We start from the raw sequence: 14,787 nt of genomic DNA, 5'->3' as shown, positions 1-14,787 counted from the left end.
ACCCGCACGAGCACGGCCGGTCAGTGCTGGGCGATCCGTCGCACCTGTACACGACGAGTGTCGGACTCCGGATCACGACGGATGCGCACGGAGATGTGGGAATCGACCAACTTCTCCACCAACCCCTCGCCCCACTCGACGACGACCACGGCGTCCGCGAGGTCGGAATCGAGGTCGAGCGCATCCAACTCGTCGAGCGCGGATTCGCCCGTCATCCCCAGTCGATACGCGTCGACGTGAACCAACGTCACCGGATCGAGGCCCTCACCCCGCCGGCCCGGTCGATGCTCGCGAGCGATGACGAACGTCGGTGAGCTGACACGTCCCTGGACGCCGAGACCCGCCGCGATGCCGCGTGTCATCGCGGTCTTGCCCGCACCGAGGGGGCCGTCGAGCACAACGAGGTCACCGGCGGTCAGGTGCCGGGCGAGTTGCTGCCCGAACGCTTCGGTGTCGGTTGCCGTCTCGAGAAGTCGCTCGGTGCCGTCGAACATGTCCGTGCCGGTGTCCGCTCTCGGGTCCGTGAGGTCAGACAATGCCCCTCCTACCGGATCGACGCTGGGCCCTCAGCTCCATGGCGCGGGTACCGAGCCGCACCAGCGCGGCGTTCACCTTGTCCGGGAATTCCAGCTGAACGAGGTGGCCGGCCTGACGAATCCGCACCATCTCGGCTTCCGGAAGTGCATCGGCGAGCGCAACCGAACTGTCGAACGGAATGATCCAATCGTCGTCGCCGCACACGACCGTCGTCGGAACGCGCAGAAGCTCGGCGAGTGCATCGCTCTCGTCGTGCAATTCCAGCGTCTCGAGAAAGTTCACGATGGTCACGACGGAGGTGTCGTCGATCATCTTCTGCGAGAACTCGACCAGCCGCGGACTCACCCGCGTTCCGTAGGACGCCGCACGCAGTACCGGTGCGATGAGCGTCTTCGCCGCGCCGCGGCCGAACTGGACAACACCGGGAGAGGTGCGTACGGCCAGTCGGAACGCGTCGACCACCGGGTTGTCGAGGCTGCGACCGAGCCCTGTCTCCGCCAGGCCTGCCGCCGTCGTCGAGATCAATCCGACCCCGACGACCCGCTCTCGTACCAATTCGGGTCTCTGCCTGGTCATGGACAGGACGGTCATTCCACCCATCGAATGCCCGATCAGCATCAGGTGTCCTCGCGGCGCGACGGCGCGGATGACCGCGTCGAGATCGAGGCCGAGCTGGGCGATCGTGCAGCTCTCCGGCGTCGGGATCCCGGACTTACCGTGTCCTCGCTGGTCGTAGAACACCATGCGCACCTTCGAGCCCCACTCCTGCTCGAGCGCCTGACGCTGGAAGTGCCACGACGCCATCCGCAGGCAGTACCCGTGCACGAACACTGCGGTGATGGGCGCGTCGGTGGGCCCGACTTCCCGCACGGCCAGCGGAACCCCGTCGTCGGCGATGACGATCGACCCTCGGTCGGCGTCCATCAGCTCGAGGTTCTCGCCTGCGAGCGGGTCCTTGTTGGACCTCAGCAAGGTTTCGCGTAACGCGATCCCGACACTGCCGAAGATCCCGAAGCTCCCGGCCAGTTTCACCGAGCAACCTCCTCGGTCGTGTCTGCGTCGCGTCGATCGGTCGACGCCGATTCGGACTCGACATAGCGTCTGCGTGCCCGTCCACCGATCCCGGTGACCACCTCGTAGTGAATCGTGTCCAGTACGTCGGCCCACTCCTGCGCGACGGGGCCGTCGTTGTCGCCGGAGCCGAACAGCACCGCCGTGTCGCCCTCGACGACGGATCCGCCGTCGGGTCCGAGATTCACGACGAACTGGTCCATACAGACTCGACCGACCGACGGATACCGTCTGCCGTTTATGGTGACGTCGAATCGACCGCTGAGTGAGCGTCGTACACCGTCCGCATAGCCCATCGGTATCAGGGCGACGACGGTGTCCTCGGGTGACGTCCATGTGTGACCGTAGGACACGCTGTCTCCGGCACGCACCTTCTTGATCAGCGCTACCTGCGCGGACACTGTCATCGCGGGGATCAGGCCGAACTGGCCCAGTTCGGGGATCGGCGAGAGTCCGTACATCGCAATTCCCGGCCTGACCATGTCGAAGCGGAGATCGTGCCTGGTCACGGTTGCGGCGGAGTTCGCCAGGTGCACGATCTCGGGTCGCACACCGGCCGCTGCAGCCCTGACGACGCTTTCCTGCAGCACCATCGCCTGCTGGTCGTTCAACGGATGCCCGGGCTCGTCGGCGCACGCCAGGTGCGAGAACATGCCGCGAAAGTGGACGGACCCCTCGGCGACCGCGCCGCCGAGGACGGTGAATACCTCGTCGAGCCCCTGGGGTTCGATCCCGTTGCGGTTGAGTCCGGTGTCCACCTTGAGCGTGACTGCCGCCGTGGTACCGACACGGCGTGCGGCGTCGACGACCGAGTCGAGCTGAGCGCGCGAGGACACTCCGATGCCGATCTCGGCCGTCAGCGCGGGCGCGAAATCGGTGTCCGAACGGTGCAGCCAGGACAGGATGGGCGCCGTGATTCCGGCATCACGCAGTGCGATGCCCTCTCCCACCGTCGTGACGCCCAGCTCGGAGGCACCCGCCGCGAGTGCGGTTCGAGCCACCTGCACGGCACCGTGGTTGTATCCGTCGGCCTTCACCACAACCATCGTTGCGGCGTTCTCTGCGTGTTCGCGAAGCACACGGACGTTGTGTGTGATTGCTGCGAGGTCGATCGTCACCGACCCGCCCGCGCCGGTGTCCGCTCCCTCGGCATCCACCGTTGACGCACTCACGTTGTCCACAGCACCCGATAGTGCCACCACTGCGCGGCGATCGTGCATCGGGTCCGTGGAGATCTGTGAACGATCACGCACGTCCTGTGACCGAACGAACAGTTCGGATTGCGTCCGACACTGCCCCCAGCAGCGGACTCGCGGAGATCGGAGCGGCGAACTCGCCGCCGCGGCCGTGCGCCGCCGTCGCGGCGGCCAAAGCATGGACTCGCGCCGCGCATGCTGCCGCGGTGACCGTGTCCAGTCCGGATGCCATGAGGGCACCCAGAATCCCGGCCAGCACGTCACCCGAGCCCGCCGTCGACGCGGCCGATCCTCCGGCGTCACTCACTACAACCGCACCGTCGGGCCCCGCGATCACGGTTGCGCGACCTTTGAGGAGAACACTCACACCCCACGTCGACGCGAGTTCCCGCACGGCAGAGACCCGATCGGAGCCGGGAGCCGCACCGGTCAGACGCTCGAACTCACCGGCATGCGGGGTCAGCAGCGTCGGCGCGGCGCGTCCGCGGACCAGCTCCGGCGACGACGACAGGATCGTGAGAGCGTCGGCATCGACGACGACGGGCAGTTCGGACGCGAGGACGTGCGACAGTACGTCACGGGACGAGGTATCGGTGCCGAATCCTGGGCCGACTACCCAGCACTGAACACGCCCAGCCTCCTCCACCCCGGTTGCCGCGACGACTTCCGGATAATGCGACACCACCTCCGCCGCAGCGCTTCCGACGTATCTGACCATCCCGGACGTCGCAGCGACCGCGGCACCGGAGCACAGGATCGCAGCGCCCGGATACTGCGCACTTCCCGCGATGACCCCGACGACTCCCTGCGTGTACTTGTCGTCGGTCGCGGTGGGAATCGGCCATCGAGCACCGACGTCGGCCGGCTCGAATGCCCGAAGGTACGGTGGCCCGAGTTTCAGGCCCAGTTCGACGACGTCGACTCTGCCGCAGTACGGGGCGGCCAACACGTGAACCGGCTTGCGCGCACCGAACGCCACCGTCACGTCGGCTCGGACGGCCGGGCCGTCCACAGCACCGGTCGTCGGATCGACTCCGCTCGGAATGTCGGCCGCCACTATCGGTGCCGACACGCGCGAGACCACGTCGGCGGCCTCGGGCCGCAGCGGTCCACGACCGGAGATCCCCACCACGGCGTCGACGACGATGTCCGGCCGACCGGGGGAATCCACGATCCGCCCGCCCGCGCGGCGGAACGCGGCGAGACCGGCTTCGTGCGTGCGCTCCGGGCTGAGCAGCACAGCGCTGACAGCCACGCCCCGACGTCGCAGCATCGCACCCGCCCAGAGCCCGTCGCCGCCGTTGTCCCCCGATCCGACGAGCACACACACGTCACGCCCGACTATCCCGGAAGTCCTGCTGCGCAGTTCCGCAGCGACTACCCCGGCCAGCCCGTGCGCGGCGCGCCGCATGAGTGCGCCGTCGGGCAGTGATTGCATCAGCGGACGCTCGGCGTCACGAACCTGGTCGGGTGTGTAGTAGCTGCGCACGATGGCTTCCTGCCGGATCTATTCGACGGTCACGGACTTCGCGAGGTTCCGAGGTTTGTCGACGTCGTATCCGCGAGCCTGCGCCACCTCGGCTGCGAACACCTGCAGCGGAACCGTCGAGAGCAACGGTTGCAGCAGGGTCGGAGCGGCGGGGATCTCGATGAGATGGTCTGCAAAGGGCCTGACTGCCTCGTCCCCTTCCTCTGCGATGACAACGGTGAGCGCACCGCGAGCCTGGACCTCGCGGATGTTGGACAGCAGTTTCGAGTGCAGCACCGCGCGGCCTTTCGGCGACGGCATCACGACGATGACCGGCACGCCGTCCTCGATCAGTGCGATGGGTCCGTGCTTGAGTTCACCCGCGGCGAATCCCTCTGCGTGCATGTAGGCCAGCTCTTTGAGCTTCAGCGCACCCTCGAGTGCCACGGGATATCCGACGTGACGGCCGAGGAACAGGATCGTCGGTGTGTGGGCGAGCTCGCGCGCGAGCACCCGTACCGGCTCCACGGTGTCGAGCACTCGCTGCACCAGCTCCGGCATCGATTCGAGGTCGGCGTACTCGCGAGCGACCTCGTCGGGGTACTTGGTCCCGCGTGCCTGGGCGAGCGCGAGTCCGACGACATAGTTCGCGGTGATCTGCGCGAGGAAGGCCTTGGTCGAGGCCACTCCGATCTCGGGTCCGGTCCGGGTGTAGACGACCGCGTCGGCCTCGCGAGGAATCTGCGATCCGTTCGTGTTGCAGACAGCCAGCACCCTGGCGTTCTGCTCCTTTGCGTGCCGGACCGCTTCCAACGTGTCCGCAGTCTCGCCGGACTGGGAGATGGCCACCACCAGCGTCGACCTGTCCAGAACCGGATCGCGGTACCGGAACTCGCTCGCCAGTTCCACCTCGACCGGCAGCCTCGTCCAATGCTCGATCGCGTATTTGGCCAACAGGCCGGAGTGGTACGAGCTTCCACAGGCGACCACGAACACCTTGTCGACGTCGCGCAGCTCCTGATCGGACAATCGCTGCTCGTCGAGCACGATCCGACGATTCTCGAAATGACCGAGCAACGTGTCCGCGACAGCAGCGGGCTGCTCCTGGATCTCCTTGAGCATGAAGTAGTCGTAGCCGCCCTTCTCGGCGGCTGCGAGATCCCAGTCGATGTGGAAGGGCCGACCCTCTGCAGGGCTTCCGTCGAAATCGGTGATCGTGTAGCCCTCGGCGGTGATGACGACCACCTGGTCCTGACCGAGCTCCACCGCGTCACGCGTGTGCTCGATGAACGCCGCGACATCCGATCCGAGGAACGTCTCACCCTTGCCGACACCGACGACGAGAGGAGTGGAACGGCGAGCAGCGACGATGGTGTCCGGGTGGTCGGAATGCGTGAAGACCAAGGTGAAGGCACCTTCGAGCCGACGCAGGACCGTCTTGGCGCTCTCGACGAAGTCGCCCGCCGTGGGGCCACTTGCGTATGCCGCCGCGACGAGGTGCACCGCCACCTCGGTATCGGTGTCACTGGAGAACTCGACGCCGCTGGACTCCAACTCGGCCCGCAGGGGACCGAAGTTCTCGATGATGCCGTTGTGCACGACCGACACCGAGCCGCTCACGTCGCGGTGCGGATGCGCGTTCCGGTCCGTCGGTCGCCCGTGCGTTGCCCATCGCGTGTGGCCCATGCCCGTCGTTCCGACGAACTTCTCCGCACCGACCTCGTCGAGCTCCGCTTCGAGATTGGCGAGACGACCGGCCTTGCGTTCGACTGCGGTGTTGCCGTTTCCGTCCAGAATGGCGATGCCTGCAGAGTCGTAGCCCCGGTACTCCATGCGCCTGAGCGCCTCGACGACAACACCCAACGCCGGGCGGTGGCCGACATATCCCACGATTCCACACATGGTGGTTCAGGGTACCCGCCACCGGAGCCCGATCAGCGTGGCGCGTCGCTCCTTCTCTGCCCCGTACCCACGCCGTTCCGCTTCGATCCGATAGCGTTGCCGCTGTGCCGACATCGAAGAAGCTCGCCGCCCAGCTCGGGAAACGTGGTCCCCACCCAGTGCTCCGCGGCAACCTCGCGTTGGCGGGCCAGCCCGGCGTCGTGTTCACCCCGGCCACGGGCTACAACCTGCCTGCGGTGGCGTTCGGCCACGGCTGGCTGTTGAGTGCCGAACGGTACGCGGACACACTGAAGCACCTGGCGTCGTGGGGCATCGTCGCCGCCGCTCCGGACACCGAGCGCGGACCGGTTCCGTCACACCGCGGACTGGCTGCCGACCTCGCCACAACCCTCGACATCGTCACCGGGGTGCGGCTCGGAACCGGAGACATCAGCGTTCACCCGGACAAACTCGCCGTGGCCGGCCACGGCATGGGCGCCAGTATCGCGGTACTCACCGCTGCGGCGCGATCGGACGTCAAGGCCGTCGCTGCTCTGTACCCGGCGCCGTCGGCACCGAGCGCCGAGGACGCCGCCGCGACGCTCGACATCCCGAGCATCGTCCTCGGTGACGCAGCCCTGGCCGACTCGTTGAACGACAACACCGTGTCCCTCGCGGGCGCACTGCGCGCCCCCACGACGTTCCGGCGTCTGGACAAGGCGTCGTCCGACGGAATCGTCGAGGGCCGGCGACTGCTGAGCCCCCTCGGAGTCGGCGGGACGGAGAAGTCGACCGTCCGAACCACCCGCGCTCTCCTGACCGCGTTCCTGTTGTTCCACCTCACCGGCGAAGAGAAGTACGCCGAACTCGCCGGAGCTGGTGAGCTGAAAGGAACGCGAGTCATCGATCCGCACGCACCGGTTCAGGATCAGCCGAAGCCCAACCCCTTGACCGCAATTCGCGGCGTGATCGGCCGCTGAACTCGCTGCCGAACCGCGGCCGGGTCAGACCAACCAGCTCCTGGTCTCCGCCTGGTGCGGATCTTCCTGGCCGTCCTGGCCGTCGCTGCGGTCCTGCTCGATCACCGGCCGGACGGTTCGGTCGTGCTGGGCTGGTGTCAGGAACGACGCTGTGCGGTACTCGTCCTCCTCCCACGACGCGGGCCGATGTACGTCCGACCACGACGCGGGCCGATGTACGCCGGACCACGGCGAGAGCTCTGTATCCGCCGCCGAGACGGGGCCCGACTCTGCGTCGCGCGTCAGGACATGTCTGACGAGGTCCTCGTATCCTCGGCCCGCGGCCTCGATCGATTCCGCACATTCCAGCGATGCGCGGTCCATTCGTTCCCTCCACCACCGACCCGAATCCCCGGAGGGCTGATTCATGACGGACCCGCCTGACTCATAGCGGGCCCGCCTGGGTCAGACGAGCACCGGAACCGGCCGGTGCGGGTGCGGGCATGTCCGGCTCAGGAACAGCCGGTGGTTCGGCGGTCGGCGGTTCTGCTGTCGGCAGCTCTGCCGTCGGTAGCTCTGCCGTCGGTAGCTCTGCCGCGGGAACCTCCGGTTCAGGCGCCTGCTCGGGTCCGGACGCGATGGGTTCCGTTGGGAGCGCAGGGGGCTCCGGTGCGGGAGCTGGGGGCGACGGTGCGGGAGCGGGGGCCGACGGTGCGGGAGCGGGGGGCTCCGGACTTGTCGTGCACTCGACGATCGGAAGGCCGAACGGTCCTGGCTTCAGTTCGAATCGACGATTCTCCCCGTCGGGAGTCCCGAGCTGCAATGCCACATTTCCATTGTGTGCCAACGACAATCGGGCACTGTGCCCGTCGAACGCAGCCTCGACATGTCCGCGTTCGGCGTCGCCGTCTGCAACGGGTGGCGGCGGGACGAACGGTCCGGGAACGGATGGGGAGACCGGATGATTCTGTGCGACGGCTGGGTCCGGCCGTTCGTCGGGCCGATTCCGCTCTGTAGTGTCGGCTGGGTCGCCCGCATCGGACGGCCCCGGACTGCGCGGTGCGTCGTTCGATTCCGCTGGCGGCACCAGGTTTTCACCGACGCCGTGAGGTGAGCTCAGACGATCGAGGAGAGCCTCGATTGCCGCTTCGGTACGTTCGACCATCTCGGCGCCGGAGCGCTCGATGGCGGCGATGATGTCCTTGCCGCTCGGAACCTCACCGAGCAGCGACTCGAGTCCTGCGCGTATCTCCGACGGGTCGATGCGGCGCTCACCGAGGGTGGCGGGATCGCCAAGAAATGCTGAGTTGCCGGGGATGACCGGAGCCGATTGCGGTTGGGTATCGACGACGTTCGGCCCGAACTCCGGCACCCGTGCCGGTGGGACCATCCCGTCGCGCCCAGAATAGGCAGGGTTCTGTGGGGCAGGAGGCAGTATGTCCGTGCCCCCTCCCCCGCCTGCTCGTCGGTTCGTGCCGTCGGAACCCCACGTGGGCTGCGGGGCAGACGGGAACGGCTCGAACCGAACGGCCTCGGCGACCAGCGCCACGGTCGTCAGGTGATCCCGCACTGCCTGATCGATGGATGAGCAGATGTCCGTGAAGGTTCGGCACGCAGCGGACACGATGGGAACGAGAACCGTGCGCAGCCACTCGTCGCACACGTCCCGAGCGTTCTGCATCAGCTTCCGTGGTGCGGAGTCGGCAGACAGAGGTCCGTTGGTTGCAGGCCACTCGAACACCGGGAGCGTGTCCGCCAGGGCATCCGCTGCCTGTTTCGCGCGATCCAGCGACGTCGGGTCTGCCAGGTCCACCGTCGCGACGGTCTCGATACGCTCGACGGTCTCCACCAGCTTGCCGTCGATCGCTCCCCACTCGGACGCGACGGTCGGATCGAACCGGGCCGTCTCCGACGCCTTCTGCTCCACCGCTCCGCGAATCCTCTCGGCGGCCTGACCGAGCACCTGCGCCAGCTGTTCGGTCGCGAGCACACGCTGGTCTGCCAACGTGGTGTCCGAAGCGATGTCGGCCACCGCGGACTCGGCAGCGGAGCCGACCCAGGCCTGCACGAGGTCGTCGGCGAGTGCCCCTTGCTTGTCGAGCTCTCGCCGAGCCGACACGACGCCGTCGCCGAGCAGCCGCGCGTCCTCGGACAGCACTGCCAGGTCGAGCCCACGTTGTTCGTCGTACCGCGCACACAGGGCCGGGTACGTCCACGCTGAGTCGGGAGTGAGCCGGTGCAGGATCGGCAGGTATCTCTCGAAATAGAGCAGGCCAACGGCTCCCGCGTCGAGGATTTCGTCGACACTGCGTCCGGTGGGGCTCACCGCGAGCCTTCCGGGGTCGCGATCGCCCACGACGTGCGGGCGTCCGCGGCCTGGTAGGCGGCGAGGACGGCATGCAGGGACACCGCGTTGTCCTTGACGGCTTCACCCCACCGCCGGATCCCCGCCTCCACGCCGTCGTAGCCTGCGGCGATTCGCAGCCCGACGTCGCCGTAGTTGCGACCGGCCGCCGCTGGCCCCAACCCTAGTTTCGCCGCCACCAGAGCGACATCCGCCACCGCCTGAGAGGACGCGTCCAACTCCGCCGCCACCCGACCGACCTTCTCGATGTCGATTTCCATACTCGGACGTTCCCCCATGTCGACGACCCGCTCGGCACCAGTTCGGTGCTCCTTCTCTGTTCGACGCAGCCCGAGAACATTCGGTTCCACCGTGCCCAGGTATCGTCCGATAACAAGAACCCGCCGGGTCACAACGAGCCAGCGGAAAGACTCGACATCGGATAGCACCTACCTGCGAGGAGTCCCATGCACATCGGAACCATGTTGAATTATTCGGGCGGGTTCAACGAGACCGTCGCCGAGGTCGCGGAGCTCGAGAAGGCCGGAGTCGACATCATCTTCGTCCCCGAGGCGTACTCGTTCGACGCCGTCAGCCAACTCGGGTTCCTCGCCGCCAAGACATCGACCATCAAGATCGCGTCGGGCATCTTCCAGATCTACACCCGCACGCCGTCGCTGACGGCCATGACCGCAGCCGGCTTGGACTACGTCTCCGACGGCCGGTTCGTGCTCGGCCTCGGTGCCTCCGGACCTCAGGTGGTCGAGGGCTTCCACGGCGTCAAATACGACGCGCCGATCGCTCGGACCAGGGAAGTGATCGACATCTGCCGGCAGGTGTGGCGCCGCGAGAAGGTCGAGCACCAGGGCAAGTACTACCAGATCCCCCTTCCCGCCGAGAAGGGCACCGGGCTCGGAAAGCCGCTCAAGCTCATCAATCACCCTGTGCGCGAACGCATCCCGGTGGTCATTGCCGCATTGGGACCCAAGAACGTGGAGTTGACGGCCGAAATCGCCGAAGGCTGGCAGCCGATCTTCTACTTCCCCGAGAAGGCAGAGCAGGTCTGGGGTGACGCATTGGCCGCAGGCAAGGCCAAGCGCGATCCGTCGCTCGGCGACCTGCAGGTGTTCGCGAGCCCGACGCTCGCCATCGGTGACGACGCCGAGAAGTTCCTGCCCTGGGTGAAGCCGCATCTCGCCCTCTACATCGGCGGAATGGGCGCGAAGGGCAAGAACTTCTACAACGACTTGGCGAAACGATACGGCTACGAGGCCGAAGCCGAGAAGATCCAGGACCTCTACCTCGCGGGAAAGAAGGAGGAGGCCGCGGCGGCTGTGCCCGACGAGCTGGTCCGCGCCGTCAACCTGATCGGTCCCGAAAGCTACGTCAAGGAGCGTGTCGCGGCGTTCGCCGAAGCCGGGGTCACCACGCTGAACGTGGCGCCACTTGCCGAGAACACTGCCGGCCGCGTCGCGCAACTGACGAAGCTACGGGAACTGACGGCCTGACGACAGGTCAGACCTGGCCGACCCGGCTCGCCAGATCCTCGGCGAGCCGGTTCGCCAGATCCACCTCGGCAGCTTCCACCATCACCCGCACCAGCTGCTCGGTTCCACTGGGGCGCAGCAGGACTCGCCCGGAATCACCCAGGATTCGTTCCGCCTCGGACACCGCATCCAGAACAGCCGGGGCCGACGCGACGGCGCGCTTGTCCGACACCTTCACGTTGATCAGCACCTGAGGAAGCGTCGTCATCACCGACGCCAGGTCGGCCAAGGAACGTCCGGTCTCGGCCATCCGCCCCATCACCAGCAATGCCGTCAGAACTCCGTCGCCGGTGGTACCGAACGACGGAATCACCACGTGGCCGCTCTGTTCGCCACCGAGCGCGAATCCGCCCGATCGCAGCTCCTCGAGAACGTACCGGTCACCGACCGCGGTGGTACGGACCGAGATCCCTGCCTCGCGCATCGCGATGTGCAGACCCAGGTTGCTCATCACGGTGGCGACCAGCGTGTCGTCGGTGAGGACGCCCGCGTCCTTGAGGCCGACGGCAAGGACGGCCATGATCGCGTCGCCGTCGACGATCGCACCCGACGAGTCGACGGCGAGGCACCGATCGGCGTCGCCGTCGTGTGCGATTCCCAGGTCGGCGCCGTGCTCCACGACAGCCTTCTGCAGGTCCTCCATGTGAGTCGATCCGCACCCGTCGTTGATGTTCAGACCATCGGGGTCGGCGTTGATGGCGATCACGTCGGCACCTGCCTGCGCATAGATCGCGGGTGCAACCTCCGAGGCCGCCCCGTGCGCACAGTCGACGACAACGGTCAGCCCGTCGAGACGATGAGTCGACGCACGTCCGACGTGCGCGATGTACCGACCCGCGGCGTCCGACGATACGCGGACGCGGCCGATACCCGGCCCCGTCGGCGCGGCGCCCTGCAGGTCGCCTGCGATGTGCGCTTCGATTCGATCCTCGACATCGTCGTCGAGCTTGTGGCCGCCCGCAGCGAAGATCTTGATTCCGTTGTCCGGCATGGGATTGTGCGACGCCGAGATCATCACACCGAGTGCGGCACCGAGGTCTGCAGTGAGGAATGCGACTGCGGGCGTGGGAAGAACCCCGACGTCGACGACGTCCACTCCGGACGCCGTGAGCCCGGCAGTGACTGCAGCGGTGAGCATTTCACCGCTCGCACGAGGATCACGTCCTACCACCGCGACGGGAGTCGTACCCGGCGAGCTGGGCGCGAGAACAGCGGCCGCAGCCCTGGCCACCTTCAACGCCAACTCGGGGGTGAGCAGGTCGTTCGCCAGCCCCCGTACTCCGTCGGTACCGAACAGTCGAGTCATGCGGGCATGTCCCCCTTCGCCGAAACGAGCATGCGGTCGCTCCGCAGGCTCCGCTCGAATGTAGAACTGTCGAACAAACGCCGCGAGGGCAGGCATCCGATACTTCGTGGACGCCTGCCCTCGCGGGTAGAACTGTGCGGCGCGTCAGCGCTTGGAGTACTGCGACGCCTTACGTGCCTTCTTCAGGCCGTACTTCTTACGCTCGACTGCACGAGCATCACGCGTGAGGAAGCCGGCAGCCTTCAGCGGCGGGCGATCCTCGGGGGTGACCTCGATCAGGGCGCGAGAGATGGCCAGACGCAGCGCGCCTGCCTGTCCGGACGGTCCGCCACCGTGCAGCAGTGCAACGATGTCGAAGGACTCCGCGCGATCGACGAGCACCAGCGGAGCCTTGATGAGCTGCTGGTGAACCTTGTTCGGGAAGTAGTCCTCGAGGCTGCGGCCGTTGAGCTTGAATCCGCCGGTGCCCGGAGCGAACCGGACGCGAGCGACAGCTTCCTTACGACGGCCGACGGTCTGAACCGGGCGGTCGAACAGGATGGGCGCGGGAGCCGCGGCAGCTGCCTCGATCTCCTCGACGACCTCGGGCTCTTCCACGGAGACGAACTCGTCCGCGGCGATCTCCACTGCCTCTTCTGGGATTTCCTGCGACGTCACGTCATTTCCCTCCGGCGCCGTCACTGGGACACCTGCTTGATCTCGAACGGAACGGGCTGCTGAGCTGCGTGCGGGTGGTTCGGTCCCGCGTACACCTTGAGCTTGCCCGCGATTGCATTACCGAGCTTGTTCTTGGGGATCATGCCTTTGACGGCCTTCTCCACGAGACGGTCGGGGTTGTTCTCCAACACCTGACGAGTCGAACGCGACTTCAGTCCGCCCGGGTGGCCGGAGTGGTGGTGGTGGAACTTGCCGTCGAGCTTGTTACCACTGATGGCAACCTTCTCGGCGTTGACGATGATGACGAAATCGCCACCGTCGACGTTGGGTGCGTAGGTCGGCTTGTGCTTGCCGCGCAGCAGAGTCGCGGCCTGGACGGCAAGGCGTCCGAGCACGACGTCCGTGGCGTCGATCACATGCCAAGTCCGGGTGGTGTCCCCGGCCTTCGGGCTGTATGTAGACACGTAAAAGTCCTGTCTTCATGATGTCGCTGCTGGCCAAGACGTATTGATGACCTCGGCGGCCAGTTGAGACCCGAGATCAAGGAGTCGACCGCGCAGCATTGTGCGCGGCGTTCCCATACACGCCAACGAAGGACGATACCGGCTGCGTGGCCCCCAGGTCAAAACGCCCGACGACCAGGAGGCGCGCCCGACTCACCGTGCACGGACACACCGGATACAACGGCGGGCCGCGGGGAGTGCGTCCAGACGCGCGTCGGCGATGCTTTCTCCGCACCGTTCGCAGGTCCCGTAGGTGCCGGACGCCACGCGTTCCGTGGCTGCATCGAGTTCGCGCAACTCCAGTTCCGCATCGCGGGCCAGCGACGCGACCGTTGCACGCTCGAACGCGATGGTCGAACCCTCCGGGTCGTGTTCGTCGTCGTCGGTGGACCACCGTGAGCCCTCGACGATCGCGGCGAACTGAGACCGCAGCGACGCCAGCCGAGCAGCGACGACCGACCTGGCCTCCTCGATCCTGCCCAGCTGATCCGTCATGCGGTCCAGTGAACATCGCGCGGCGTCCGATGGAAACCCCGGCGTCACCGACAGTCCGGCGCACACGCAATTCGGCCCCGAAGTCGCGAGGACTTCGGGGCCGAATGGACGACGAAGATCAGGAGAAGCGCGCGCGGTTGGCCGCTTCCTGCTCCTGCATCCGCTGGTTGCCGGAGTTCACCGCGCCGATCAGGCTCTGCAGAACGCCGTTGAGTTCGGCCTGCGCAGCGTTCCACTCGTTCTGCTTGACCTGGTACTGATCGGAGTCTGCACCCTGCCACGTCGCGACGAGCGGCTGGATGGACGACTTGACGTCGTCGAGCTTCTCGTTGAGCTGCGACCACTTGGTGGTCATACCGCCGGCCAGATCGCCGATCGCACCGAAGTTGTACTTGATTTCACCGCTGGTCATCGTTTCCTCGCATTCGTGTCCATCGACTTCAGGCCGACGAGTTGATTGGTCCGTACGTTCGAGAGCCGAGCGCGAGCGATCAGAGGTTCAAGCTGCTCGCGACGGAGTTGAGCTGAGACGTGTTGTCCTGCTCCGACTGGTCGTACTGCACACCACTGGTCTTGATCGACTCCCCGATGCCGGACAGAGCGTTTTCCAGCCTGTTGGCGCTGGAATCCCAGTTGGTCATGACCTGGGCGAATGTCGTCGATGCCGAACCCTGCCAGATGCCGGACGCCGCGTGGTTCACATCGCCGCGCAGCGCGGACAGCAGATCGTGAATTTCGCCTCGCAGGCCGTCGACCTTTGCAGACACTGCGAGCATGGTCTGAATATCGGTTTGTGCCATGTCGACCCCTTCGTGTTCATCGG

The 14,787-nt window shown here is 66.5% G+C and carries 16 protein-coding genes; 2 read left to right on the top strand and 14 right to left on the bottom strand.

The features are described from left to right. Positions 1 to 20: 20 nt before the first annotated feature. Genes tsaE through glmS form a run of 5 tightly spaced genes read right to left on the bottom strand, consistent with a single transcriptional unit; the run spans position 21 to position 6,174 of the window. A complete protein-coding gene (tsaE, locus tag ACFULT_RS09745) occupies positions 21 to 494 on the bottom strand; it encodes a tRNA (adenosine(37)-N6)-threonylcarbamoyltransferase complex ATPase subunit type 1 TsaE (protein ID WP_176459868.1) in 474 nt (157 codons plus the stop codon). Positions 495 to 528: 34 nt separating this feature from the next. After that, the gene (locus tag ACFULT_RS09740; RefSeq protein ID WP_378481327.1) at positions 529 to 1,569 is read right to left on the bottom strand and encodes an alpha/beta fold hydrolase; all 1,041 of its coding nucleotides are present in this window, start codon (positions 1,567 to 1,569) and stop codon (positions 529 to 531) included. Then, positions 1,566 to 2,861, bottom strand: coding sequence for an alanine racemase (alr, locus tag ACFULT_RS09735; protein ID WP_378481326.1), 1,296 nt, complete (start codon positions 2,859 to 2,861; stop codon positions 1,566 to 1,568). The genes ACFULT_RS09740 and alr overlap by 4 nt, the downstream gene beginning before the upstream one ends. Then, complete coding sequence (locus ACFULT_RS09730; protein WP_378481325.1) at positions 2,854 to 4,293, bottom strand: NAD(P)H-hydrate dehydratase; 1,440 nt, start codon at positions 4,291 to 4,293, stop codon at positions 2,854 to 2,856. The genes alr and ACFULT_RS09730 overlap by 8 nt, the downstream gene beginning before the upstream one ends. Positions 4,294 to 4,311: 18 nt before the next feature. After that, positions 4,312 to 6,174 (bottom strand): glutamine--fructose-6-phosphate transaminase (isomerizing), encoded by a 1,863-nt coding sequence (glmS, locus tag ACFULT_RS09725; protein ID WP_378481324.1) that lies wholly within the window; start codon positions 6,172 to 6,174, stop codon positions 4,312 to 4,314. A gap of 104 nt (positions 6,175 to 6,278) precedes the next feature. Between glmS and ACFULT_RS09720 the strand changes: the two genes are divergently transcribed. Continuing rightward, entirely contained in the window at positions 6,279 to 7,133 is an 855-nt protein-coding gene (locus tag ACFULT_RS09720) for a dienelactone hydrolase family protein (protein WP_094719140.1), read from the top strand. A gap of 24 nt (positions 7,134 to 7,157) precedes the next feature. On the opposite strand, the gene ACFULT_RS09715 is transcribed toward ACFULT_RS09720, so the two are convergent. The 3 genes from ACFULT_RS09715 to ACFULT_RS09705 all read right to left on the bottom strand — a co-directional run bounded on the left by ACFULT_RS09715 (position 7,158) and on the right by ACFULT_RS09705 (position 9,737). Beyond that, positions 7,158 to 7,496: a hypothetical protein gene (locus ACFULT_RS09715; protein ID WP_037106805.1), complete on the bottom strand. Its 339-nt coding sequence runs from the start codon at positions 7,494 to 7,496 to the stop codon at positions 7,158 to 7,160. A 61-nt stretch (positions 7,497 to 7,557) separates the two neighbouring features. Beyond that, the gene (locus ACFULT_RS09710) at positions 7,558 to 9,438 is read right to left on the bottom strand and encodes a hypothetical protein (protein ID WP_378481323.1); all 1,881 of its coding nucleotides are present in this window, start codon (positions 9,436 to 9,438) and stop codon (positions 7,558 to 7,560) included. Continuing rightward, positions 9,435 to 9,737 (bottom strand): hypothetical protein, encoded by a 303-nt coding sequence (locus ACFULT_RS09705; protein WP_378481322.1) that lies wholly within the window; start codon positions 9,735 to 9,737, stop codon positions 9,435 to 9,437. The genes ACFULT_RS09710 and ACFULT_RS09705 overlap by 4 nt, the downstream gene beginning before the upstream one ends. Before the next feature lie 186 nt (positions 9,738 to 9,923). Here ACFULT_RS09705 and ACFULT_RS09700 point away from each other — a divergent pair, with 186 nt between their 5' ends. Continuing rightward, positions 9,924 to 10,964, top strand: coding sequence for an LLM class F420-dependent oxidoreductase (locus ACFULT_RS09700; RefSeq protein ID WP_378481321.1), 1,041 nt, complete (start codon positions 9,924 to 9,926; stop codon positions 10,962 to 10,964). A 7-nt stretch (positions 10,965 to 10,971) separates the two neighbouring features. Here ACFULT_RS09700 and glmM read toward each other — a convergent pair whose 3' ends face one another. The 6 genes from glmM to ACFULT_RS09670 form a co-directional block, all read right to left on the bottom strand. Continuing rightward, on the bottom strand, positions 10,972 to 12,309 hold the full coding sequence (glmM, locus tag ACFULT_RS09695; protein WP_378481320.1) for a phosphoglucosamine mutase: 1,338 nt from the start codon (positions 12,307 to 12,309) through the stop codon (positions 10,972 to 10,974). A gap of 144 nt (positions 12,310 to 12,453) precedes the next feature. Further along, positions 12,454 to 12,990, bottom strand: coding sequence for a 30S ribosomal protein S9 (gene rpsI / locus ACFULT_RS09690; protein ID WP_019663591.1), 537 nt, complete (start codon positions 12,988 to 12,990; stop codon positions 12,454 to 12,456). Beyond that, positions 12,987 to 13,430 (bottom strand): 50S ribosomal protein L13, encoded by a 444-nt coding sequence (rplM, locus tag ACFULT_RS09685; protein WP_019663590.1) that lies wholly within the window; start codon positions 13,428 to 13,430, stop codon positions 12,987 to 12,989. The genes rpsI and rplM overlap by 4 nt, the downstream gene beginning before the upstream one ends. A 192-nt stretch (positions 13,431 to 13,622) precedes the next feature. Next, the gene (locus ACFULT_RS09680; RefSeq protein WP_378481319.1) at positions 13,623 to 13,964 is read right to left on the bottom strand and encodes a TraR/DksA family transcriptional regulator; all 342 of its coding nucleotides are present in this window, start codon (positions 13,962 to 13,964) and stop codon (positions 13,623 to 13,625) included. Between the two features lie 118 nt (positions 13,965 to 14,082). Continuing rightward, a complete protein-coding gene (locus tag ACFULT_RS09675) occupies positions 14,083 to 14,376 on the bottom strand; it encodes a WXG100 family type VII secretion target (protein ID WP_019663588.1) in 294 nt (97 codons plus the stop codon). A gap of 79 nt (positions 14,377 to 14,455) precedes the next feature. Continuing rightward, positions 14,456 to 14,764 carry a WXG100 family type VII secretion target gene (locus tag ACFULT_RS09670; protein ID WP_255122655.1) on the bottom strand — a complete coding sequence of 103 codons (309 nt, stop codon included), beginning with the start codon at positions 14,762 to 14,764 and terminating at the stop codon, positions 14,456 to 14,458. Positions 14,765 to 14,787 lie beyond the last annotated feature (23 nt).

Origin of the sequence: Rhodococcus sp. NPDC057297 (genome assembly GCF_042667435.1) — a bacterium.
Classification (GTDB): domain Bacteria; phylum Actinomycetota; class Actinomycetes; order Mycobacteriales; family Mycobacteriaceae; genus Rhodococcoides.
This window is presented reverse-complemented; position numbering and strand designations above follow the sequence as displayed.

Excerpts from the sequence above, each read along its gene's own strand:
- glmM (WP_378481320.1), bottom strand. The coding sequence starts at position 12,309 with ATGACTCGACTGTTCGGTACCGACGGAGTACGGGGGCTGGCGAACGAC.
- ACFULT_RS09705 (WP_378481322.1), bottom strand. The coding sequence starts at position 9,737 with ATGGAAATCGACATCGAGAAGGTCGGTCGGGTGGCGGCGGAGTTGGAC.
- ACFULT_RS09680 (WP_378481319.1), bottom strand. The coding sequence starts at position 13,964 with ATGACGGATCAGCTGGGCAGGATCGAGGAGGCCAGGTCGGTCGTCGCT.
- ACFULT_RS09715 (WP_037106805.1), bottom strand. The coding sequence starts at position 7,496 with ATGGACCGCGCATCGCTGGAATGTGCGGAATCGATCGAGGCCGCGGGC.
- glmS (WP_378481324.1), bottom strand. The coding sequence starts at position 6,174 with ATGTGTGGAATCGTGGGATATGTCGGCCACCGCCCGGCGTTGGGTGTT.
- ACFULT_RS09670 (WP_255122655.1), bottom strand. The coding sequence starts at position 14,764 with ATGGCACAAACCGATATTCAGACCATGCTCGCAGTGTCTGCAAAGGTC.
- ACFULT_RS09700 (WP_378481321.1), top strand. The coding sequence starts at position 9,924 with ATGCACATCGGAACCATGTTGAATTATTCGGGCGGGTTCAACGAGACC.
- ACFULT_RS09675 (WP_019663588.1), bottom strand. The coding sequence starts at position 14,376 with ATGACCAGCGGTGAAATCAAGTACAACTTCGGTGCGATCGGCGATCTG.
- tsaE (WP_176459868.1), bottom strand. The coding sequence starts at position 494 with ATGTTCGACGGCACCGAGCGACTTCTCGAGACGGCAACCGACACCGAA.